The organism is Pseudomonas sp. R3-41 (assembly GCF_054161485.1).
Map to the genome: position 1 here is coordinate 5,918,175 of NZ_CP096421.1, position 21,084 is coordinate 5,939,258.

18 protein-coding genes and 3 tRNA genes are annotated in these 21,084 nt (G+C 59.9%); 2 read left to right on the plus strand and 19 right to left on the minus strand.

Going from position 1 to position 21,084, the window contains the following annotated elements; genetic code table 11:
* Positions 1-174: 174 nt before the first annotated feature.
* The 3 genes from ampE to M1D99_RS25615 all read right to left on the minus strand — a co-directional run bounded on the left by ampE (position 175) and on the right by M1D99_RS25615 (position 3,846).
* Positions 175-1,011: a regulatory signaling modulator protein AmpE gene (gene ampE, locus M1D99_RS25605; RefSeq protein WP_458130961.1), complete on the minus strand. Its 837-nt coding sequence runs from the start codon at positions 1,009-1,011 to the stop codon at positions 175-177.
* Positions 1,008-1,568, minus strand: a complete 561-nt coding sequence (ampD, locus tag M1D99_RS25610; protein ID WP_186729519.1) for a 1,6-anhydro-N-acetylmuramyl-L-alanine amidase AmpD — start codon at positions 1,566-1,568, stop codon at positions 1,008-1,010. Before ampD ends, ampE begins: the two co-directional genes overlap by 4 nt.
* 64 nt (positions 1,569-1,632) lie before the next feature.
* Positions 1,633-3,846 carry a DUF1631 domain-containing protein gene (locus M1D99_RS25615; protein ID WP_434572383.1) on the minus strand — a complete coding sequence of 738 codons (2,214 nt, stop codon included), beginning with the start codon at positions 3,844-3,846 and terminating at the stop codon, positions 1,633-1,635.
* A 225-nt stretch (positions 3,847-4,071) separates the two neighbouring features.
* On the opposite strand from M1D99_RS25615, the gene nadC reads away from it, so the two are divergent.
* A complete protein-coding gene (gene nadC / locus M1D99_RS25620) occupies positions 4,072-4,920 on the plus strand; it encodes a carboxylating nicotinate-nucleotide diphosphorylase (RefSeq protein ID WP_186705990.1) in 849 nt (282 codons plus the stop codon).
* A gap of 152 nt (positions 4,921-5,072) precedes the next feature.
* On the opposite strand, the gene M1D99_RS25625 is transcribed toward nadC, so the two are convergent.
* Entirely contained in the window at positions 5,073-5,378 is a 306-nt protein-coding gene (locus tag M1D99_RS25625) for a DUF6388 family protein (RefSeq protein WP_434572387.1), read from the minus strand.
* 304 nt (positions 5,379-5,682) lie between these two features.
* Between M1D99_RS25625 and M1D99_RS25630 the strand changes: the two genes are divergently transcribed.
* Entirely contained in the window at positions 5,683-6,231 is a 549-nt protein-coding gene (locus M1D99_RS25630) for a hypothetical protein (protein WP_186705988.1), read from the plus strand.
* Between the two features lie 10 nt (positions 6,232-6,241).
* Here M1D99_RS25630 and M1D99_RS25635 read toward each other — a convergent pair.
* From M1D99_RS25635 to ftsH, 15 genes are all read right to left on the minus strand, one after another.
* Positions 6,242-6,317: transfer RNA gene (locus tag M1D99_RS25635), tRNA-Thr, on the minus strand.
* A 125-nt stretch (positions 6,318-6,442) separates the two neighbouring features.
* Positions 6,443-8,548: a polyribonucleotide nucleotidyltransferase gene (pnp, locus tag M1D99_RS25640; RefSeq protein WP_030139794.1), complete on the minus strand. Its 2,106-nt coding sequence runs from the start codon at positions 8,546-8,548 to the stop codon at positions 6,443-6,445.
* Between the two features lie 195 nt (positions 8,549-8,743).
* Positions 8,744-9,013 carry a 30S ribosomal protein S15 gene (gene rpsO, locus M1D99_RS25645; RefSeq protein ID WP_011332409.1) on the minus strand — a complete coding sequence of 90 codons (270 nt, stop codon included), beginning with the start codon at positions 9,011-9,013 and terminating at the stop codon, positions 8,744-8,746.
* Positions 9,014-9,155: 142 nt separating this feature from the next.
* Complete coding sequence (gene truB, locus M1D99_RS25650) at positions 9,156-10,073, minus strand: tRNA pseudouridine(55) synthase TruB (protein WP_030139793.1); 918 nt, start codon at positions 10,071-10,073, stop codon at positions 9,156-9,158.
* Positions 10,074-10,076: 3 nt separating this feature from the next.
* A complete protein-coding gene (gene rbfA, locus M1D99_RS25655) occupies positions 10,077-10,478 on the minus strand; it encodes a 30S ribosome-binding factor RbfA (RefSeq protein ID WP_458130962.1) in 402 nt (133 codons plus the stop codon).
* 159 nt (positions 10,479-10,637) lie between these two features.
* A complete protein-coding gene (infB, locus tag M1D99_RS25660; protein WP_186705986.1) occupies positions 10,638-13,157 on the minus strand; it encodes a translation initiation factor IF-2 in 2,520 nt (839 codons plus the stop codon).
* A gap of 27 nt (positions 13,158-13,184) precedes the next feature.
* A complete protein-coding gene (nusA, locus tag M1D99_RS25665; RefSeq protein WP_003177868.1) occupies positions 13,185-14,666 on the minus strand; it encodes a transcription termination factor NusA in 1,482 nt (493 codons plus the stop codon).
* A gap of 59 nt (positions 14,667-14,725) precedes the next feature.
* On the minus strand, positions 14,726-15,184 hold the full coding sequence (gene rimP, locus M1D99_RS25670; protein WP_053118762.1) for a ribosome maturation factor RimP: 459 nt from the start codon (positions 15,182-15,184) through the stop codon (positions 14,726-14,728).
* 140 nt (positions 15,185-15,324) lie between these two features.
* Positions 15,325-15,401: transfer RNA gene (locus M1D99_RS25675), tRNA-Met, on the minus strand.
* A 97-nt stretch (positions 15,402-15,498) separates the two neighbouring features.
* Positions 15,499-15,584: transfer RNA gene (locus M1D99_RS25680), tRNA-Leu, on the minus strand.
* A 21-nt stretch (positions 15,585-15,605) separates the two neighbouring features.
* A complete protein-coding gene (secG, locus tag M1D99_RS25685) occupies positions 15,606-15,989 on the minus strand; it encodes a preprotein translocase subunit SecG (protein WP_458132165.1) in 384 nt (127 codons plus the stop codon).
* A 4-nt stretch (positions 15,990-15,993) separates the two neighbouring features.
* A complete protein-coding gene (gene tpiA, locus M1D99_RS25690) occupies positions 15,994-16,749 on the minus strand; it encodes a triose-phosphate isomerase (protein WP_186705985.1) in 756 nt (251 codons plus the stop codon).
* Positions 16,750-16,815: 66 nt separating this feature from the next.
* Positions 16,816-18,153: a phosphoglucosamine mutase gene (gene glmM / locus M1D99_RS25695; RefSeq protein WP_186705984.1), complete on the minus strand. Its 1,338-nt coding sequence runs from the start codon at positions 18,151-18,153 to the stop codon at positions 16,816-16,818.
* 16 nt (positions 18,154-18,169) lie between these two features.
* A complete protein-coding gene (gene folP, locus M1D99_RS25700; RefSeq protein ID WP_458130963.1) occupies positions 18,170-19,021 on the minus strand; it encodes a dihydropteroate synthase in 852 nt (283 codons plus the stop codon).
* 8 nt (positions 19,022-19,029) lie between these two features.
* Entirely contained in the window at positions 19,030-20,943 is a 1,914-nt protein-coding gene (gene ftsH, locus M1D99_RS25705; RefSeq protein WP_458130964.1) for an ATP-dependent zinc metalloprotease FtsH, read from the minus strand.
* Between the last annotated feature and the right edge of the window lie 141 nt (positions 20,944-21,084).

The following is a 21,084-nucleotide window of genomic DNA, read 5'->3' on the forward strand; positions in this document are numbered from 1 at the left end:
GAGATGGACCACGAAAAACACTGTGGCGAGGGAGCTTGCTCCCGCTGGCCTGCGAAGCAGGCCCCGGGGTTGCTCAGGCAGATCGCTTTGTCCGGGTTTGCGGCTGCTGCGCAGCCGAGCGGGAGCAAGCTCCCTCGCCACAAAAACGCCTGGCTACAACCTTGCTTACGTTGATCAGGCCAACACCGTCCACAACGCAAACCCGGCATACCAGAGCACCGCCGCACGCAGCAGCAATTCCCATAGGCGATCCAGGCTGTTGATGCCGTCCGGCCCGGCGACGGGCTTGGGGATCTCGCCAGCCACCAGACCGGCCTTGTCGATAAGGTCGGCGGCGCTGATGTTCCAGTTCAACAGTTCATGCAACATGACCCGGCTGACCGCAACAAAATTGCCCACCAGGGCGAAGCTCGCCGCCAGCAACCGCACCGGCACCCAATCGAAGGCATGGCGCATTTGCGAGGCCCGCTCGGCGACGCCGGGGTTCTGGCTGTGCTCGGCAGCCAGCGCCAGCAATCGATAGCTCAAGGCCGCGACCGGGCCCAACACGAAGTACCAGAAAATCACCGCGAAAAAGCTCTGGTAGGCCTGCCACAACAAATGGCCCTGGACTCGCTCCAGCAACTGCTCACCGTCATCGGCTTCAATGTCCAGGTCGCGCTTGGCCACATGAGCCGCCGCTTGCAGGTCTTCCCGCCGCCAGGCGTCGCGAAACGGCCCGAGGGCGGCCAGCAGATCGCCGCGCCCCAGGCTATAAATCACCACCAGCAAGTGCACCGGCAGCGCCAGCAAACCGTAGGCCACTGGCTCCAGCACCCACAAAAGCAACGCCAGCAGGGCCACGGGCAGCAGGACCATCGCCGTCAACACCAGCCAAGGCCGGTTGACCCACCGTGGGCTCGCCTCGAGTTTGTTCAGCTCGCGCAGCCAACCGCCGTCGCGCTGGACCCGCAGGCGCAAGGCCGAGAACTTCTCGATCCAGACGGCCAGCAGCAACACCAGAAAACTCATTGTCCTTCCCCTTCTGTCAGGGCCGCGCGATAGCGCGCCCAGTCGAATGCCGGTCCCGGATCGGTCTTGCGCCCTGGAGCGATGTCGCTGTGCCCGCAGATACGCTGCACGGTGATCGCCCTGAACGCCGCTTGCAACTGCCGGGTCAGGTCCACCAATGCGACATATTGCGCGTCGGTGAATGGCAGATCATCCGTGCCCTCCAGCTCGATGCCCAGGGAAAAATCGTTACAGGTCTCACGCCCCTCGAAGCACGAGACGCCCGCATGCCACGCGCGATCCAGACAAGAGACAAACTGGGTCACGCTGCCGTCACGTTCGATCAGGAAATGTGCGGAGACGCGCAAGTCGGCGATACCGGCAAAGTAGGGATGTTCCGTGACATCCAGACGATTCTGGAAGAATTCCTGCACCTTGCCCGTGGCGAATTGTGCCGGTGGCAGGCTGATGTTGTGGATCACCAGCAGGGAGATTTCGCCTTCCGGGCGCGCATTGAAGTTGGGCGACGGGCAATGACGCACCCCCTCGCACCAACCGCTCGCGGAGTCCAACTGCATACAGGTTCCTTCGATGACGACGGTGAATGCCGTCAGTATGCCGTGATCGGGCCGGGCTGCGCGATCACTTGCCGCGATTGAGCTGGCGCAGATTGCCCAGCACCGACTCCAGCGCCCGGTCGAACAACAGGGTGTCGTCCAACAGCCGCGCCGCGCCCCGGCGGAACTCCAGGGCCAGGCTGGTGCGGCTGTGCTCCAGCACCTTGAGGCCAGTGCGATTGACGAAGACGTATTTGCCGGTGGCCTCGATGATCGCCGCCAGCTTGCAACGCAGGGAATTGTCCTCGTCCTCCTGGAACTCGACCCAGCTCCCCAGGTGCAGTTGGTCGACCTGCAGCAGGCCGACGTCATCCGCCGGCAAATGCACCGCCACGCTCTCCCCCGCCGACTTTTGCGGCGCACGCAAAACAATTCTTTCCGACACCTCGACCATGGCCGGCGAATCGAGCGACTGGACCTGTTCCGTTGCCTGGCCCACGCGTTCGAGCGCCTGCACATGGAGGACTTCCAGCTCACTGAAAAACTCGCTGGTGGCGAATGGGTCGAACGCCGAACGGCTGAGGCCTTCACGCAGGGCCTTGAGCAGCTCCGGCACCATCGCCAGCAGACGCAGGCCCGCATCGGGCTCGTCGTGAGGCTCGACGCTCCAGATCAATTGCTCCAGGGTCAGGACGTCAGCCTGCCACTCGGCGGAATACTTGCCGTGCTTGAAACAGGTCAGCAACAACACCTGGCTCCAGGCCTGCTGCACGAACTCCACCACCGCTTGTGGCAAGACTTTGCCCAGCATCACCTGGTTCAGCGCCCCTTCGACACGCTGGCGCGCCAGTTCGGCCTTGGCCCGCCCTTCTTCGGCGTCGCGGATACGCTGCTCAAGCAACTCGCTGCGGCGCCGCTCGTCACTGGTGAAGGCGAGGAAATCGGCGAGCAGTTCGGAGAAAATCGCCGGGTCATCGACGAAGTCATTCAGCAAGCGCTGCACGACCTGCTCGATGCGCAAGTACAGGCTGTCACGCTGATGATCGTCGCAATCGCCCCACCCCATGGCCGCGGCCGCGATTTCGTTGAGCAGTCGCCGGGCCGGATGGTTACCGCGGCTGAAAAAGCTCTTGTCCTGCACCGCGACCTTGAGCATCGGGATTTGCAGGCGACCGATCAGGGCCTTGAAGGAATCTGGCAGGTTATGGTCGTCGAGGATGAATTCGAACATCATCGAGATCAGGTTGATCACATCTTCATCCGCGCCGTCGACCACCCGGGACTTGCCACTCCTGACGCTGACCCGGGTCAGCAGTTGTTCGAGCTGGCTACGCAGGTCGAACTCGTCCTGCACGGCAGGCGCCGGCACGTATTGCTGCAAATGCGAGAGCAGCCGCAGCAGGTCACGGGTAGAAATTGGCTGGGGCGGCACACTGGGTTCCAGGGTCGGCGCCACGCTGCCACGCACTTGCATCAATAGCTTCTGCAAGGCGGCGAACACTTCCTGCACGCTGTCGTCGACTTCGGCATCGCTGGGTTTGGCGGCGATTTCGGCGTTGGGCCTGGGGTTATCCTCGGGGCGATCCGAAACCCGACGCGCCGGCGTCACCTTGAGCTCCGGCAGGATCCCCGTGGCCGCCAGCAACTGGTTAGCCTCGGTATAAAGTTGGTCGCACTCGCTGAGCACATAACGCTCGAACAGTTTGAGCAGGATCAGCTTGACCTTGATGCCCACGCCCAGGTTGCGCCCGGCCTGCAAGAACTTTTCGCACAGCAGTGCCGGGCTCAGGGGATTGTGCTGATTGCCCAGCGGTCGAGCCAGCAGCACACCGAGCCGGGCCGTCAGTTGCTCCAGCGCCACGCCATCGCGCCTGAGCACCCTAGCGACCATGGCCTCGACCGCCAACTGCCGCTCCAGGTCGTCCTGGGAGCGCCGGGGTTGACCGTCCGACGCCAGGGTAGGCGCCAAGGTGGCGTGGGTCAGGTCGTACTGGGCCAGGCTGACGAAGGTCTCGAAGAACTGCTCGATGAATTCCCGCTCGATGCTTTTGCGCTTCAGGCGCAGGTCCCGCATGGCCTCGAAGTACAAGTTCTGCTCGACGTCATCGCGCGCCCGGTCGGCCATTTCGAACAAGGTGTCGTCAGCGTTATCGAACAGCCCCTGCAAGCCCAGGCGCAACTGCTGGGCGGCCTTGTCGCGAACCTGAAGCAGAATCACAGGCAGGCGGGCGAGCGGCGAGCGAGTCGCCTGATCGGTAGACACCTTGTGCAAAGGCACTACATTCCCGTCGTTGTGCATCCTGGCCTCCTGAAACGGTTCTTCGGTTCATGACGTCAAAGCTATGGCGTCAATCGAAAGGCGGATTATGGGTAAAAGAACCCCGCCGCACCAGCGGTACTCTGTGACGCAGCTCGAAATACGGCGCAACTAGTGACCGAGGAAATGAGGAAATGTTGCGAGGACGCGACCAAATGCAGGTTTCGACACCCTATAATCCAGGCCACTTTGTTTGTGGAGCCCGTTATGCCGAATCTACGCCTCGCCGACCTGACCGCCGAAATCGAAGCCAACGTGCGCCGCGCGTTGCTTGAAGACGTCGGCAGCGGCGACATCACCGCGCAACTGATCCCCGCCGAACGCCTGGCCAAGGCCACCATCATCACCCGCGATGCGGCGATCATCAGTGGTACGGCCTGGGTCGATGCCGTGTTCCGGCAGCTGGATCCGCGTGTCGCGGTGCATTGGCAAGTGCGCGATGGCGACCGGGTCAGCCCCGACCAGGTGCTGTTCCATCTGGAAGGCCCGGCCCGCTCGCTGCTGACCGGCGAACGCAGCGCGCTGAATTTCCTGCAGATGCTGTCGGGCGTCGCCACCCGGGCCCGCTACCTGGCCGACTTTGTCGCCGGCACCCAAGTGAAGTTGCTGGACACTCGCAAGACCCTGCCCGGGCTGCGCCTGGCCCAGAAATACGCAGTCACCTGCGGCGGCTGCCATAACCACCGCATCGGCCTGTACGATGCCTTCCTGATCAAGGAAAACCACATCGCCGCTTGCGGCGGGATCGCCCAGGCCATCGCCGCCGCCCATAAGATCGCACCGGGCAAACCGGTGGAAGTCGAAGTGGAAAGCCTGGCGGAATTGAAAGAAGCGCTGACGGCCGGTGCCGACATCATCATGCTCGACGAACTGAGCCTGGACGACATGCGCGAAGCCGTACGCCTCAATGGTGGCAAGGCGAAACTGGAAGCCAGCGGCGGCATCAACGAAAGCACGTTGCGCCCGATAGCCGAGACCGGGGTGGACTACATCTCGATCGGGGCGATGACCAAGGATGTGAAGGCGGTGGATCTGTCGATGCGACTGAGCCTCTGACAGGCTGACGCCGGGCAATCAGAAACGAAGATAGTCCGTGGCGAGGGAGCTTGCTCCCGCTGGGCCGCGAAGCGGCCCCCTCTTTTTGGGGCTGCTGCGCAACCCAGCGGGAGCAAGCTCCCTCGCCACAGTGTCGCTCTTACCGCGTGTTCTCAGACCACCAGATTATTCATCTCGCAGTATTCTTCCCACTCCACACCCAGCACCTCGGCCGCTTCCTTGTGCAACGCAAGGCGCTGCACCTCGAACTCTTCAGGCGTGCTGGTGTACTTGAGCGTCAACTCCCAGGGTTGCAGCCCCTGGGCTTCGGCCTCGTCCTCGAATGCCCATTGGATCTGGTCTTTCTGATCGTCGGCGGACAAGTCCTTGATCTCTTCCAGCAACTGGGGCGCATCCAGCACATATTTCTTCAGTGCTTCTTCGTGCCTGGCTTCCTGTGTCAATTCTTTAACAGTCATGGCGTTCTCGTTGATCTGGGGAATGGAAGATGGATCTGGATCATCAAGGATCTCTCTGACGCAGGAAGCCGTTAGAAGCCCGGTTCACCTGGCCTTCAGAACCATTCGTGGATCATCTGAAAACTGCTGGGCGGTGCTCATGCAGGCAGTGAATATAGGATGTTTTGCCAACGATTTACACGGCTCTTTACATCTATCCCACAAAAAACCATGTGCATACGAAGCTAAGGGGACTAGGGAACATCTGTCAGAACAACCAGTCATAGCAATGTGCTATTCCGGCATCTCACAAGGAACCCCAGTGATGCGCAGCTTTTCGAAACGTTCGTCGACCCGTCTTGCTACCGCGACCTTGCTGCTCGGCAGCCTGACCTTGGCCGGCGTTGCCCAAGCGGCGGTTGAAGTCTCCTCCGATGGTCCCTCTGACCACGACGCCATTCCTGCACTTCATTACAACCAATTCGATAAGTACGTACTCGTAAAGACCAACGTCAGCGCCAGCGCCTTGGAAAACCTGCCAAAAGCCGTAAAGAACAATGCCGACGAACTGGAAAACCAGAAACGCACCCTCAGCGACCAGGCCCGCCAGATCGAAGAACTCAAGCGCAACAGCGGGTCCAGTTCCACCTCCAGCAGCAAGGAGATCGACGAGCTCAAGCGCACCATCAAGGAACAGGAAAGCGATCTGAAGGATCTTGGCAAGCAGGTGGAAGAACTCAAGCGCAATAGCGGCTCCAGTTCGAGTTCGAGCAACAGCGAGATTTCGTCCCTGAAACGGGAACTCAGCGATCAGGACAACGAGATGGACCAGCTCAAGCGCACGGTCGAGGAGCTGAGCAGGAAGGTGAAATAACGAGGGGAGATGGTGCCCGAGACAGGAATCGAACCTGCGACCTTCGCGTTACGAGTGCGCTGCTCTACCGGCTGAGCTACACGGGCGGTGGCTAAAACTAGCACCGTCCCCCGTAGCCAGGCAACCTGCCTGGCGGTGATTTTCACCACACAGCAAAACGCCCCGAACCAGTCGGGGCGTTTGCTTGTTCAGCAGCTAAGCGAGGGGGTGATTAAACGCCCGATGCCTTGGCTGCCGCGACGTCCTTGATGGACAGCTTGATACGGCCGCGGTTGTCCACGTCCAGTACCAGCACTTCCACTTCCTGGCCTTCCTTCAGGATGTCGGTCACTTTCTCGACGCGAGCATCGCTCAGCATGGAGATGTGAACCAGACCGTCCTTGCCCGGCAGGATGTTGACGAACGCGCCGAAGTCGACGATGCGTTCAACCTTGCCGACGTAGATCTTGCCGATCTCGGCTTCCGCGGTGATGCCCAGGACGCGCTGGCGTGCTGCTTCTGCCGCTTCCTTGGTTTCGCCGAAGATCTTGATCGAACCGTCGTCTTCGATGTCGATCGAAGCCTTGGTTTCTTCGCAGATCGCACGGATGGTCGCGCCGCCTTTACCGATGACATCACGGATCTTGTCGGTGTCGATTTTCATCGCAATCATGGTCGGAGCATTTTCCGACAGCTCGGTACGGGACTGACCGATGATCTGGTTCATCTGACCGAGGATATTCAGGCGCGCTTCCAGGGCTTGGCCCAGGGCGATTTCCATGATTTCTTCGGTGATGCCCTTGATCTTGATGTCCATCTGCAGTGCGGTGACGCCTTTGGCGGTACCGGCCACTTTGAAGTCCATGTCGCCCAGGTGGTCTTCGTCACCCAGGATGTCGGTCAGGACGGCGAACTTCTCGCCTTCTTTAACCAGACCCATGGCGATACCCGCAACCGGTGCCTTCATCGGCACACCAGCGTCCATCAGGGCCAGGGAAGCGCCGCAGACCGAAGCCATCGAGCTCGAACCGTTGGACTCGGTGATTTCCGATACCACGCGAATGGTGTACGGGAACACGTCAGCGGCTGGCAGCATGGCCTGGACCGAACGACGGGCCAGACGGCCGTGACCGATTTCGCGACGACCGGCGCCACCCATGCGACCACACTCGCCCACCGAGAACGGAGGGAAGTTGTAGTGCAGCATGAACGGGTCTTTCTTTTCGCCTTCCAGGGTGTCCAGCAGTTGCGCGTCACGGGCGGTGCCCAGTGTTGCAACGACCAGCGCCTGGGTTTCGCCACGGGTGAACAGGGCCGAACCGTGGGTCTTTGGCAGGACGCCGACTTCGATGTTCAGCGGACGAACGGTGCGGGTGTCGCGACCGTCGATACGCGGCTTGCCGTTTACGATGTTTTCGCGAACGGTGCGGTATTCGATTTCACCGAAAGCAGCCTTGACGTCGCTGGCCGATGGCTGGCCTTCTTCGCCGGAGAACTTGGCAACGACCTGGTCTTTCAGCTCGCCCAGGCGTGCGTAGCGGTCGGCCTTGATGGTGATGGTGTAGGCCTGGGAGATCGCGTCGCCGAACTCGGCACGGATCGCGCCCAGCAGCTCGGTGGCTTCTGGCTGTGGTGCCCAGGTCCAGGTTGGCTTGGCGGCTTCTGCGGCCAGTTCCTTGACGGCGTTGATCACCACCTGGAACTCGTCGTGGGCGAACAGCACGGCGCCCAGCATCTGGTCTTCGGTCAGCTCTTTGGCTTCGGATTCAACCATCAGCACGGCTTCGGAAGTACCGGCCACGACCATGTCCAGGCTCGACGCCTTCAACTGCTCGTAAGTCGGGTTCAGCAGGTAGCCGGTGCTTTCGTGGAACGCAACGCGGGCAGCGCCGATCGGGCCATCGAAAGGAATACCGGAGATAGCCAGGGCAGCCGAGGTACCGATCATCGCAGCGATGTCCGGATCGGTTTTCTTGCTGGTGGACACGACGGTGCAGACAACCTGCACTTCGTTCATGAAACCTTCTGGAAACAGCGGACGGATCGGACGGTCGATCAGTCGGGAAGTCAGGGTTTCCTTCTCGGAAGGACGGCCTTCGCGCTTGAAGAAACCGCCAGGGATCTTACCGGCCGCGTAAGTCTTTTCCTGGTAGTGAACAGACAGAGGGAAGAAGCCCTTGCCTGGATCGGCTTGCTTGGCACCGACAACGGTCACCAATACGCTGACGTCGTCGTCAACGGTGACCAGCACTGCGCCGGAGGCCTGACGGGCGATACGGCCAGTCTCGAGGGTAACGGTCGACTGACCGAACTGGAATTTTTTGATTACCGGGTTCACGGTGTCCTACCTTCTTTGTGGCTCTTGGGGAACTTGTCTTCTTGCGAAATTCTTGGGCAATGACGGGAATCGGCCCGACGCCTGTCCAGGGTAAAACGTGTATCCAGATAAAACTTGAGGCTGGGAGCCTGCCATGCGCCAGCGGGAAACCCCACTGACGTACGACAGACCACCAACCTCTAGCGCAATCGCTGATTAGCGACGCAGACCCAGGCGAGCGATCAGAGCACTGTAACGGCTCACGTCCTTGCCTTTCAGGTAGTCCAGCAGCTTGCGACGCTGGTTTACCATGCGGATCAGACCACGACGGGAGTGGTGATCTTTACCGTTGGCCTTGAAGTGACCTTGCAGTTTGTTGATGTTGGCGGTCAGCAGTGCAACTTGCACTTCTGGCGAACCAGTGTCACCAACAGCTTGCTGGTAGTCAGCTACGATTTGAGCTTTTTCTTGAACGTCGAGAGCCATGAGGCAATCCTTTTAGTCAGGAAACTGTTCCGAGGAACAGCTTCAACAGGCCAGGGACAAATCCCTGTATCTATAAATGAGTAGTGACCGTGCCTGTTAACAGCCACACTCGCCAACCCGCTGTTACGCAGGCTGGTTCCGGTCATTCCGACCGAATCAGTCGACGCGGCGCAATGCGCCCGTCTTCGCTCACTTCACCGATACCGATGAAACGACCGTTGTGATCCTGTACCCGGACCATGCCGAACTTCGGCGCATCCGGGGCGCGTACCGGCTGGCCGTTGAGCCAGTAGAACGCGCTGTGTTCCGAGAACTGCAAGAGCGGCCAATCCAGCAGGCCGCTGTCCGATGGCATCAGGAAACGGTCGACCGCTTCGTTGCCGCCTTCGGCATGCACCGCTTCAAGCTCTTCCAGCGTGACCGTCTGGGCCAACGTGAAAGGCCCGGCCTGGGTCCGTCGCAATTCTGCCACGTACGCACCACAGCCGAGCTGCTCACCAATATCCTCCACCAGGGTGCGGATATAGGTGCCTTTGCTGCAATCCACGGCAAGCCGCGCAGTATTACCGTCAAAGGCCAGCAATTCCAAGCGCGCAATAGTAACAGAACGCGGTTCACGCTCCACTACTTCGCCTGCACGGGCCAGTTTATACAACGGCTGTCCATCGCGCTTCAAAGCGGAGTACATCGGCGGTATCTGACTGATTTGCCCGCGAAATTTCGGCAACACCGCTTCGACATCCGCCTGACCAACGGTCACCGGGCGCTCCAGCAAAACTTCACCTTCGGCGTCCGCCGTGGTAGTCGTCTTGCCCAGTTGCGCCAGGGTTTCGTAACCCTTGTCGGAATCGAGCAGGTACTGGGAGAACTTGGTCGCCTCGCCAAAGCACAGCGGCAGCACGCCAGTGGCCAGCGGATCGAGGCTACCGGTGTGCCCGGCCTTTTCAGCATTGAGCAACCAGCGAACCTTCTGCAACGCCGCGTTGGACGTGAACCCCAGCGGCTTGTCGAGGAGGATGATACCGCTGACATTACGACGGATACGTTTGACCTGAGCCACCGATTACTCCTTGGTGTCTTCAGGTTCAGCCGCAACCGGGTGCTGGCTGTCTTCCGCCACGGCGCGCTCGATCAGTGCCGACAGATGCGCACCCCGGGCGACGCTTTCGTCGTAATGGAAGTGCAACTGCGGGACGCTGCGCAGCTTCATCTCCCGAGCCAACTGCATACGCAGGAAGCCGGCGGCCGAGTTGAGCACCTTGATGCTCAGGGCGATTTCTTCGGCGCTGTCCTGGCCCATCACGGTGATGAAAATCTTGGCGTGACCGACGTCACGGCTGACTTCCACTGCGGTGATGGTGACCAGGCCGACGCGCGGGTCTTTGACTTCGCGACGGATCAGTTGGGCCAGCTCGCGCTGCATCTGATCGCCGATTCGTTGGGTACGGCTGTATTCTTTTGCCATGTCTTGTTACCTGTTACTGCCCCACGGTGAAACCCGCGAGGTCTGAAAGCGGCAAACGCCCGGCCTGGCAAAAGCCAGACCGGGCGTTGCGTTTAGAGTCCGCCAGCCAGGCAGCGCATGTTCATGCGACTGCCCGGCGCGGCTCTTGAAGTGCGCGAGTTAGAGGCTGCGAGCAACCTGGACCTTCTCGAAGACTTCGATCTTGTCGCCAACCTTGACGTCGTTGTAGCTCTTGACGCCAATACCGCATTCCATGCCGGCACGCACTTCGGAAGCGTCATCCTTGAAGCGACGCAGGGATTCCAGCTCGCCTTCGAAGATCACGATGTCTTCACGCAGTACACGGATCGGACGGTTACGGTGAACGACACCTTCGATCACCATGCAACCGGCGATGGCACCGAACTTCGGCGAACGGAACACGTCGCGAACTTCGGCAACGCCCAGGATGTTCTCCCGGACGTCGCTGCCCAGCATACCGGTCAACGCTTTCTTGACGTCTTCGATGATGTCGTAGATCACGTTGTAGTAACGCATATCCAGGCCTTCCTGCTCGACGATCTTGCGAGCGCCGGCATCGGCACGCACGTTGAAGCCGAACAGTACAGCGTTGGAAGCCAGTGCCAGGTTGGCATCGGACTCGGTGATACCACCGACGCCGCCACCGACCACACGCACTTGCACTTCGTCGTTACCCAGGCCATTCAAGGCGCCGTTCAACGCTTCCAGGGAACCACGGACGTCGGATTTGAGGACGATGTTGAGCGTCTTCTTCTCTTCCTGGCCCATGTTCTCGAAGATGTTTTCCAGCTTGCCAGCGTGAGCACGAGCCAGTTTGACTTCGCGGAACTTGCCTTGACGGAACAGAGCCACTTCACGGGCTTTCTTCTCGTCAGCCACAACGCTCATCTCGTCGCCAGCGTCCGGGGTACCGTCCAGGCCGAGGATCTCGACCGGGATAGCCGGACCGGCTTCCTTGATAGGCTTGCCGTTCTCGTCGAGCATGGCGCGCACGCGGCCATAGTTCGAGCCGACCAGCACCATGTCGCCTTGACGCAGCGTACCGTCCTGGACCAGGACCGTTGCAACCGGGCCACGGCCCTTGTCGAGGCGCGATTCAACCACAACACCACGGCCAGGTGCCGAAGGCGTAGCGGTCAGTTCGAGAACCTCGGCTTGCAACAGAACGGCTTCGAGCAGTTCGTCAACACCAGTACCCATCTTCGCCGAGACCGGAACGAATGGAGTGTCGCCACCCCACTCTTCGGAGGTCACGCCGTGGACCGACAGTTCGCTGCGGATGCGATCGAGATCGGCGCCCGGCTTGTCGATCTTGTTCACCGCAACCACCAGCGGCACGCCAGCAGCCTTGGCATGCTGAACGGCTTCGATGGTTTGTGGCATCACGCCGTCGTCCGCTGCAACCACCAGGATCACGATGTCGGTCGCCTTGGCACCACGGGCACGCATCGCGGTAAACGCGGCGTGACCCGGGGTGTCGAGGAACGTCACCATGCCGCGGTCGGTTTCAACGTGGTACGCACCGATGTGCTGGGTAATACCACCCGCTTCACCGGCCGCCACCTTGGCGCGACGAATGTAGTCGAGCAGGGACGTTTTACCGTGGTCGACGTGGCCCATGACGGTCACGACCGGAGCACGGGAAACCGCCTCGCCTTCGAATTTCAGGGACTCGGCCAGGGAATCTTCCAGGGCGGTGTCGCTGACCAGGGTCACTTTGTGGCCCAGCTCTTCAGCAACCAGTTGGGCAGTTTCCTGGTCCAGTACCTGGTTGATGGTGGCTGGCGTACCCAGCTTGAACATGAACTTGATGATTTCAGCAGCCTTGACCGACATCTGCTGGGCCAGATCGCCCACAGTGATGGTCTCGCCGATCTTCACTTCACGCACGACAGGGCCTGTAGGGCTCTGGAAACCGTGGGCGTTGCGTTTCTTCAGCTTGGCCTTGCCGCGACCGCCACGACGGAAGCCGTCGCTTTCTTCGTCGGTGGTACGTGGCGCAACACGAGGTGCTGGCGCCTTTTCCTTGACCGAAGCACGATGAGGCGCGTTCTTGCGCTCACCATCGCCGCTGCCACGACGGTTGTCGTCGGCACGTGGTTTGTCCGGACGACGCTGTTCGTCGCGCTTGCGAGTGTCGGCTGGAGCCGGGGCAGCAGCCACGACTGGCGCCGCTTCGCGCACAGGTTCGGCGGCCGGGGCAACAGCCTCGACGGCTTCTACCGGGGCGGTCTGCGCAGCAGCAGGCTGGCGGCGCGCTTCTTCTTCGGCGCGACGCTTGGCTTCTTCTTCAGCCTTCTGGCGAGCAGCATTTTCTACTGCGCGACGTTCTTCCTGTTCGCGTTTGCGCTCGGCTTCGATTTCTTCCGGGCTGCGCTGTACGAAGACTTTCTTCTTGCGTACTTCAACGCTGATGCTTTTGCTACCGGCAACACGCAGGGTGCTGGTGGTTTTACGCTGCAGAGTGATCTTGCGCGGTTCTTCCACTTTTGCCTTGTGACTGCTCTTCAAGTGAGTCAGCAGGGACTGCTTTTCACTGTCGGTCACATGTTCCTCGGCGGCGGTGTGCGGCAGACCTGCCTCACGCATCTGCTGCAACAGGCGCTCTACCGGTGTTTTGACCTCATCGGCCAGTTGTTTCACCGTGACTTGCGTCATGCACTTCTCTCCTCAGGCCGCGCCTAATTACTCGAACCAGTGGGCTCGGGCGGCCATGATCAACTTGCCGGCACGATCATCGTCAATGCCGTCGATGTCGAGCAGATCGTCAATAGACTGCTCGGCCAGGTCTTCGCGGGTAATTACGCCGCGCACCGCCAGTTCCATCGCCAAATCCTTGTCCATGCCCTCAAGCGAGAGCAGGTCTTCGGCCGGATGGGCGTCTGCCAGCTTTTCCTCAGTAGCGATGGCTTTGGTCAACAAACGATCCTTGGCCCGAGCGCGAAGCTCGTTGACGATTTCCTCGTCAAAGCCGTCGATGTTGAGCATTTCCTCCACCGGTACGTAGGCAATCTCTTCCAGGCTGGTAAAGCCTTCATCCACCAGCACCTGCGCCAGCTCTTCATCGACTTCAAGCTCTTCGATGAAGTTGCGCAGGATGTCGCCGGTTTCAGCTTGCTGCTTAGCCTGGATGTCCGATTCGGTCATCACGTTCAGGGTCCAGCCAGTCAATTGGCTGGCCAGACGCACGTTCTGACCACCGCGACCGATGGCCTGAGCCAGATTGTCTGCGCCAACGGCGATGTCCATGGCGTGGGCATCTTCGTCGACGATAATTGCCGCCACTTCAGCAGGCGACATGGCATTGATCACGAACTGAGCCGGGTTGTCGTCCCACAGGACGATGTCCACGCGCTCGCCGCCCAACTCGCCGGATACGGCCTGGACACGCGAACCACGCATGCCGATGCAGGCACCTTGTGGGTCGATACGCTTGTCCTTGGAGCGGACCGCGATCTTGGCGCGCGAACCCGGATCACGGGAAGCGGCCATGACTTCGATCAGGCCTTCAGCAATTTCCGGCACTTCGATGCGGAACAACTCGATCAGCATTTCCGGCGCTGTACGCGACAGGATCAGCTGCGGGCCCCGGTTCTCGGTGCGGATTTCCTTGAGCAGCGCACGCAAACGCACGCCAACCCGGAAAGTTTCGCGAGAAATGATGTCTTCACGAGCCAGCAACGCTTCGGCGTTATTGCCCAGGTCGACGATCACGTTGTCGCGGGTGACTTTTTTCACGGTGCCGGAGATGATTTCCCCCAGGCGCTCGCGATAAGCGTCGACGACTTGTGCGCGCTCGGCTTCGCGAACCTTTTGCACAATGACTTGCTTGGCAGTCTGTGCAGCGATGCGACCGAATTCGATGGACTCGATTTTTTCTTCGACGACATCACCGACCTTGGCGCCCGGGTGCGTTTCCGCAACCTTGCTCGGCCAGGTTTCGATAGCTGGATCGTCCAGGTCGGCTTCCTCGACGACCGTCCAGCGACGGAAAGTCTCGTAGGCACCGGTGTGGCGATTGATCTCCACACGCAAATCAACTTCGTCTTCGAACCGCTTCTTGGTAGCAGTGGCCAGAGCCAGCTCCAGCGCTTCAAAAATAACGTTAGCCGGTACGCCCTTTTCATTGGATACCGACTCAACAACCAGCAGTACTTCTTTGCTCATCGTACGCCTCGCCTTTCGCAAGCCATTGGATCCGCGGGATCCGCAGTATCTGGCACGTATCAGTCAAAACTGGGAATAATGTTGGCCTTGTCGATCATATCGATCGGCAACAGGAACTCATGGTCATCTACCTGCACCACGACGTCCTGCTCTTCTACACCGCGCAGAAGGCCTTGGAAGTTGCGTCGACCTTCGAAAGGCGAGCGCAGCTTGATCTTCACTTGTTCACCGGCAAACAAAGCGAACTGTTCAAGTGTGAACAGGGGGCGCTCCATGCCAGGCGAGGAAACTTCAAGGGTGTATTCGGAGGTGATTGGATCTTCAACATCCAGTACACCGCTGATCTGACGGCTGACGATGGCGCAATCGTCCACCAACACGCCGCCTTCCTTATCGATATAAACGCGCAACAGTGAGTGGCGACCTTGAGCCGAAAACTCAATACCCCAGCATTCATAGCCAAGGGCCACGACCACCGGGGCCAACAAGGCCTGCAACTGTTCTAGCTTGCTCGACACCTGAACCCCCTCGTGCATGTTTGTGCATGCTGTGCAAATAAAAAAAAATGGGCGAATCGCCCATCCCTGAAACGCCGTCGAACAGCGGCGTTATAAAGTGTCCAGCTAACAAAAAGCCCCTTGGAAGGGGCCCCTGAAACTGGTTGCGGGAGCCGGATTTGAACCGACGACCTTCGGGTTATGAGCCCGACGAGCTACCAGACTGCTCCATCCCGCGACAAAGCTGGGGCGGAAGTATACGACCGATCCCTTACAGGGTCAATGTAACCCTTCCACCTACAAGAAAGCCCGCAATCGCGGGCTCTCCTGATAATTGGTACCGAGAAGGGGACTCGAACCCCTACACCCTATGGGCACAACCACCTCAAGGTTGCGTGTCTACCAATTCCACCACCTCGGCAATACAGCGTTTGAAACCTTCTTACTTCTGCTCTTGAGCTGGAGGCACGTCAGTCGCCGGGCTGGCCGACTTTTGCTCTTGAAGCACCGGGACATCATCAGAAGCCGGTTGTTGCTTTGGCGCTTCCAATACCGCTGGGTTTGGCAAACCTACTTGAGTCAGCTCGTGAGCTTTCTCTTTAGCAAAGTAACCTAACCCTAAGCTGGTTATGAAGAAACCGGCGGCAAGTATAGCAGTAAACTTACTGAGAAAGGTAGAGGAACCTTGGCTTCCGAATACAGTATTTGAAGCACCTGCACCGAAAGACGCACCAGCATCCGCACCTTTACCCTGCTGCAGCAATACGAGAGCAACTACGCCCAGTGCACCCAGCAGATGAAAAACGACTACGACTGTTTCCAGCATTTTTTCAGTTTCCCGCGGCGCGACAGATCGCACCGAACTCATCTGCATTCAGGGACGCTCCACCAATGAGCCCCCCATCGATATCCGGCATGCCGAACAGTTCGACCGCATTGGCCGCCTTCACGCTGCCGCCGTATAGAAGCCGCACACCTCGTGCCACTTCAGAATTCTCTGCCGCCAACTGCGCGCGGATGGCTGCGTGCACATCCTGCGCCTGTTGCGGCGAAGCAGTCAGCCCAGTGCCGATGGCCCAGACTGGCTCGTAAGCAATGATCGCCTTTGCAAAAGCACCGACACCCAGCTCCTCGATGATGCTGCCCAGCTGACGCTCGACAACCTCAAGGGTCTTGCCGGCCTCACGCTGCTCGCGGGTTTCCCCTATGCACAACACCGGAGTCAGACCACAGGCCTGGGCCGCAGCAAATTTGCGGATCAAGGTCTTGTCCTGCTCGCCCATGATCTGGCGACGCTCGGAGTGCCCGACCAGGACCAGGGAACAACCTGCATCCACCAATTGACTCGGTGCAATCTCACCGGTCAACGCACCTTGCATGGCTTCCATCGCAGAGTTCTGCGCGCCGACCGAAATCGACTTGCCCTTCAAGCCATCAATCACTTGATTGATATACAAGCAAGGCGGAAAAACCGCGACATCAACACCGCTTGGCAAGGCCAGATGACGAAGGCCATTGATCAGCTCAGCGACGCTGGCGCGGGTACCGTGCATCTTCCAGTTACCAGCTACCATAGGGCGACGCATGCTGTACCTCGTCGGTCAAAGTGGGCGCAGATGTTACCCAACGGATTCATGACTGGCAAGCCGAATTCAGGCAGAAACTTCAGTAACCAGTTTTGCCAGCTCTTCGGCATAACCGCGAACTTGCGCTTCATCCTCGCCTTCGACCATGACACGCACCAACGGCTCTGTGCCGGACTTGCGCAACAACACGCGTCCACGCCCCGCCATCGCTTGCGTTACGCGCTCGCTGGCCTGCTTGACCTTCGCATGCTCGAGAGGGTTTACACCGCCACCGAAACGTACATTGATCAACACTTGCGGGCATTTGCGCAACGCCTGGCGCGATTGTGCGAGCCCCTCGTTGCGCGCCTTGAGTGCCATCAGCACCTGCAAGGCCGCGATGATCGCATCACCGGTGGTGGTGTGGTCGAAGCACACGATGTGGCCGGAGTTCTCGCCCCCGATCACCCAGTTGCGCTCCAGCAACTCCGAGATCACGTAGCGGTCGCCCACATTGGCCCGCACGAACGGGATATCCAAGTCCGCCAGGGCCAGTTCCAGCCCAAGGTTACTCATCAACGTGCCGACCACGCCGCCCTGCAGCTTGCCACGCCCATGCAGGTCGCGAGCAATGATGAACAGCAGCTCGTCACCATCGACAACCGTGCCGGTGTGATCAACCATCAGGACGCGATCACCGTCACCATCGAAGGCGATCCCCAGATCAGCCTGCTCGGCCAGCACCGCAGCCTGCAACGCCTCGGTATGGGTGGAACCACAGTTGTGGTTGATGTTCAGGCCATTGGGCTGAGCGGACAGCACCACCACTTCGGCGCCCAGTTCGCGAAAGACGCTCGGCGCGACCTTATAGGTTGCCCCGTGGGCGCAATCGACGACGATTTTCAGGCCAGAAAAACTGGTGCCGGTCGGCACACTGCCTTTGCAGAACTCGATGTAGCGACCCGACGCATCGTTGATCCGCGACACCTTGCCGATCTTGCTCGACTCGACCACCGTCATCGGGGTGTCCAGCAGCTCTTCGATCATCAGCTCAATATCATCCGGCAGCTTGGTACCCTGGCCGGAGAAGAACTTGATGCCGTTGTCATCATGGGGGTTGTGCGAGGCACTGATCACGATGCCTGCCTGGCCTTGGAACGTACGGGTCAGGTAGGCGATGGCTGGCGTCGGCATCGGGCCGAGCAGCATCACATCGGCGCCCGCCGATGTCAGGCCGGCTTCGAGGGCCGATTCGAACATGTAGCCGGAAATTCGCGTGTCCTTGCCCACCAACACCTTGCAGGCGCCCATCTTGCGGAACGCCATGCCGGCCGCCCAGCCGAGCTTGAGCATGAAATCAGGGGTAATGGGGTATTCGCCGACCCGACCACGAATACCGTCGGTGCCAAAATATTTCTTGCTCATAAGTGCTCCGTCATTCTTATTCGGCTGAATCCACAGCTGCGATCATCCGCACGACATCCATCGTTTCGGCCACATCGTGCACGCGCAATATGCGTGCACCTTTACCAAGGGCCAAGGCCGCCAGGGCGAGACCGCCATACAGGCGCTCGCCCACCGGGCGACCCAAGGCATTGCCTATCATGCTCTTTCGCGAGACCCCGACCAACAGGGGCCGCCCCAGGGCATGCAAGGCTTCCATATGTTTGAACAGGCTCAGGTTGTGCGCCAGTGTCTTGGCAAAGCCGAACCCGGGATCAAGAATGATCCGGTCGGCAGGGATGCCCACGGCAGCACACTGGCCCAGACGCGCCACGAGGAACTCACCCACTTCCCGGGTGACGTCATCATAGTGCGGGTCGTTCTGCATGGTCCCCGGTTCGCCGAGCATATGCATCAGGCACACCGGCAACCCCGTGTCCGCCGCAGCATCCAGGGCACCATCGCGCTGCAAGGATCGAACATCATTGATCAGGCCCGCCCCCAGCCGTGCAGTTTCGCGCATGACCGCAGGCGTGGATGTATCGACCGAGATAATGACATCGAGCTCGCGATGGATGCGCTCGACAATCGGCGCCACCCGCTCCAATTCCTCGGTAGGCGAGACCGCCCGCGCGCCCGGCCGAGTCGATTCGCCCCCCACATCGATCAGCGTTGCGCCGGCGGCCACCATGGCCTCGGCATGCCGCAGTGCAGCATCGAGCTGGCTGAATCGACCACCATCGGAAAAGGAATCAGGGGTGACATTGAGAATGCCCATGACATGTGCATGGGCCAAATCAAGAACCCGGTTGCCGCAAGGCAACCGGGTCGAGGACTGAACAGAAGTCATTTCAAGCCTTAGACATCAGCGGCCGGGCCGCCAATCGGTGTTTCCGGACGCTCACCCTGTACCGCCGGTGGCGTGCCGGAAGTACCGGTACCGCCGCCCGACCAGTCACGCGGTTCACGAGGCTCGCGCCCCGCCATGATGTCGTCGATCTGCTCGGCATCGATGGTTTCATACTTCATCAGGGCATCGGCCATGGCATCGAGCTTGTCACGGTTGTCCGTGAGAATCTGCCGGGCAGTGCCATAACACTGGTCGATGATGCTGCGCACTTCGGAGTCGATCAGCTTGGCCGTCTCGCCGGAGAAGCTTGCATGCTGGCCACCGCCACCACGACCGAGGAACACCTCGCCCTCTTCCTCGGCGTACATCAGCGGCCCCAACTTCTCGGACAGGCCCCACTTGGTGACCATGTTCCGGGCGATCTGGCTGGCGCGCATGATGTCGTTGGACGCCCCCGTGGTCACACCGTCGAAGCCCAGCGTCATCTCTTCAGCGATACGACCGCCGTATAACGAACAGATCTGGCTGATCAATGCGCGCTTGGACAGGCTGTAGCGATCCTCTTCCGGCAGGAACATGGTCACGCCCAGGGCACGACCGCGCGGGATGATCGAGACTTTGTAGACCGGGTCATGCTCGGGCACGACACGACCGACGATCGCGTGGCCCGCCTCGTGATACGCGGTGTTCTGCTTTTCTTTCTCCGACATGACCATGGATTTGCGCTCCGCGCCCATCATGATCTTGTCCTTGGCCAGCTCGAACTCCTTCATTTCCACGACGCGCTTGCCAGTGCGAGCAGCAAAGAGCGACGCTTCGTTGACCAGGTTCGCCAGGTCAGCACCGGAGAAGCCCGGCGTACCCCGCGCGATGACGGCCGGAACAACGTCGTCACCCATTGGCACCTTGCGCATATGGACCTTGAGGATCTGCTCGCGACCACGAATGTCCGGCAGCCCCACCACGACCTGGCGGTCGAAACGACCTGGACGCAGCAGCGCAGGGTCAAGTACGTCAGGACGGTTGGTGGCGGCAATCACAATGATGCCGTCGTTCATTTCAAAACCGTCCATCTCGACCAGCAACTGGTTGAGGGTCTGTTCACGCTCGTCGTGACCGCCACCCATGCCGGCGCCACGATGGCGACCGACGGCGTCGATTTCGTCGATGAAGATAATGCAGGGTGCGTGCTTCTTGGCCTGTTCGAACATGTCGCGGACACGACTGGCGCCCACGCCGACGAACATTTCGACGAAGTCGGAACCGGAAATCGTGAAGAACGGCACCTTGGCTTCACCGGCAATCGCCTTGGCCAGCAAGGTTTTACCGGTACCGGGCGGACCGACCATCAGCACGCCACGAGGAATACGACCGCCCAGGCGCTGGAACTTGCCCGGATCGCGCAGGAATTCAACCAGCTCGCCGACTTCTTCCTTGGCTTCGTCGCAACCTGCGACGTCGGCCAAGGTGGTTTTCACCTGGTCTTCGGACAGCAGCCGGGCCTTGCTCTTGCCAAAGCTCATCGGCCCGCCCTTGCCTCCACCGCCGCCCTGCATCTGGCGCATGAAGAACATGAACACGGCGATGATCACCAGGATCGGGAAGCTGGCGACCAGGAGCTGGGTCCAGATGCTTTGCTGCTCAGGCTGCTTGCCTTCGACCACGACATGGTTGTCCACCAGGTCACCGATCAAGCCATTGTCCTGGATTGCCGGACGAATGGTCTTGAAGCTGTCGCCATCGGTGCGCTTGCCGGTAATCACATAGCCATCAACGGCTACACGCTCGACCTTGCCATCCTTGACCTGCTGGATGAAGTCGGAATAGTTGAGGGTCTGCGGCTCGTTAGGACTGGAGAAGTTGTTCATCACAGTCACCAGGACAGCGGCGATGATCAACCACAGGATCAGATTCTTTGCCATATCGTTCAATTAACTACCCTCTGAAGCAAGCTCCGCTACTGGCGCGCGCTTCGCATGATATTCACCGGCCTAACTTACTACATTACCTACGACTCTGGCAGGCGCCGTCTGTAACCCTTTGTGAAACACTTTCTACACATT

Coding starts and splice junctions, on each gene's coding strand:
- folP (WP_458130963.1), bottom strand. CDS start 19,021: ATGACTTCTGTTCAGTCCTCGACCCGGTTGCCTTGCGGCAACCGGGTT.
- M1D99_RS25630 (WP_186705988.1), top strand. CDS start 5,683: ATGCGCAGCTTTTCGAAACGTTCGTCGACCCGTCTTGCTACCGCGACC.
- secG (WP_458132165.1), bottom strand. CDS start 15,989: ATGCTGGAAACAGTCGTAGTCGTTTTTCATCTGCTGGGTGCACTGGGC.
- rbfA (WP_458130962.1), bottom strand. CDS start 10,478: ATGGCAAAAGAATACAGCCGTACCCAACGAATCGGCGATCAGATGCAG.
- tpiA (WP_186705985.1), bottom strand. CDS start 16,749: ATGCGTCGCCCTATGGTAGCTGGTAACTGGAAGATGCACGGTACCCGC.
- infB (WP_186705986.1), bottom strand. CDS start 13,157: ATGACGCAAGTCACGGTGAAACAACTGGCCGATGAGGTCAAAACACCG.
- glmM (WP_186705984.1), bottom strand. CDS start 18,153: ATGAGCAAGAAATATTTTGGCACCGACGGTATTCGTGGTCGGGTCGGC.
- nusA (WP_003177868.1), bottom strand. CDS start 14,666: ATGAGCAAAGAAGTACTGCTGGTTGTTGAGTCGGTATCCAATGAAAAG.
- nadC (WP_186705990.1), top strand. CDS start 4,072: ATGCCGAATCTACGCCTCGCCGACCTGACCGCCGAAATCGAAGCCAAC.
- ftsH (WP_458130964.1), bottom strand. CDS start 20,943: ATGGCAAAGAATCTGATCCTGTGGTTGATCATCGCCGCTGTCCTGGTG.
- ampD (WP_186729519.1), bottom strand. CDS start 1,568: ATGCAGTTGGACTCCGCGAGCGGTTGGTGCGAGGGGGTGCGTCATTGC.
- rpsO (WP_011332409.1), bottom strand. CDS start 9,013: ATGGCTCTCGACGTTCAAGAAAAAGCTCAAATCGTAGCTGACTACCAG.
- ampE (WP_458130961.1), bottom strand. CDS start 1,011: ATGAGTTTTCTGGTGTTGCTGCTGGCCGTCTGGATCGAGAAGTTCTCG.
- M1D99_RS25625 (WP_434572387.1), bottom strand. CDS start 5,378: ATGACTGTTAAAGAATTGACACAGGAAGCCAGGCACGAAGAAGCACTG.
- M1D99_RS25615 (WP_434572383.1), bottom strand. CDS start 3,846: ATGCACAACGACGGGAATGTAGTGCCTTTGCACAAGGTGTCTACCGAT.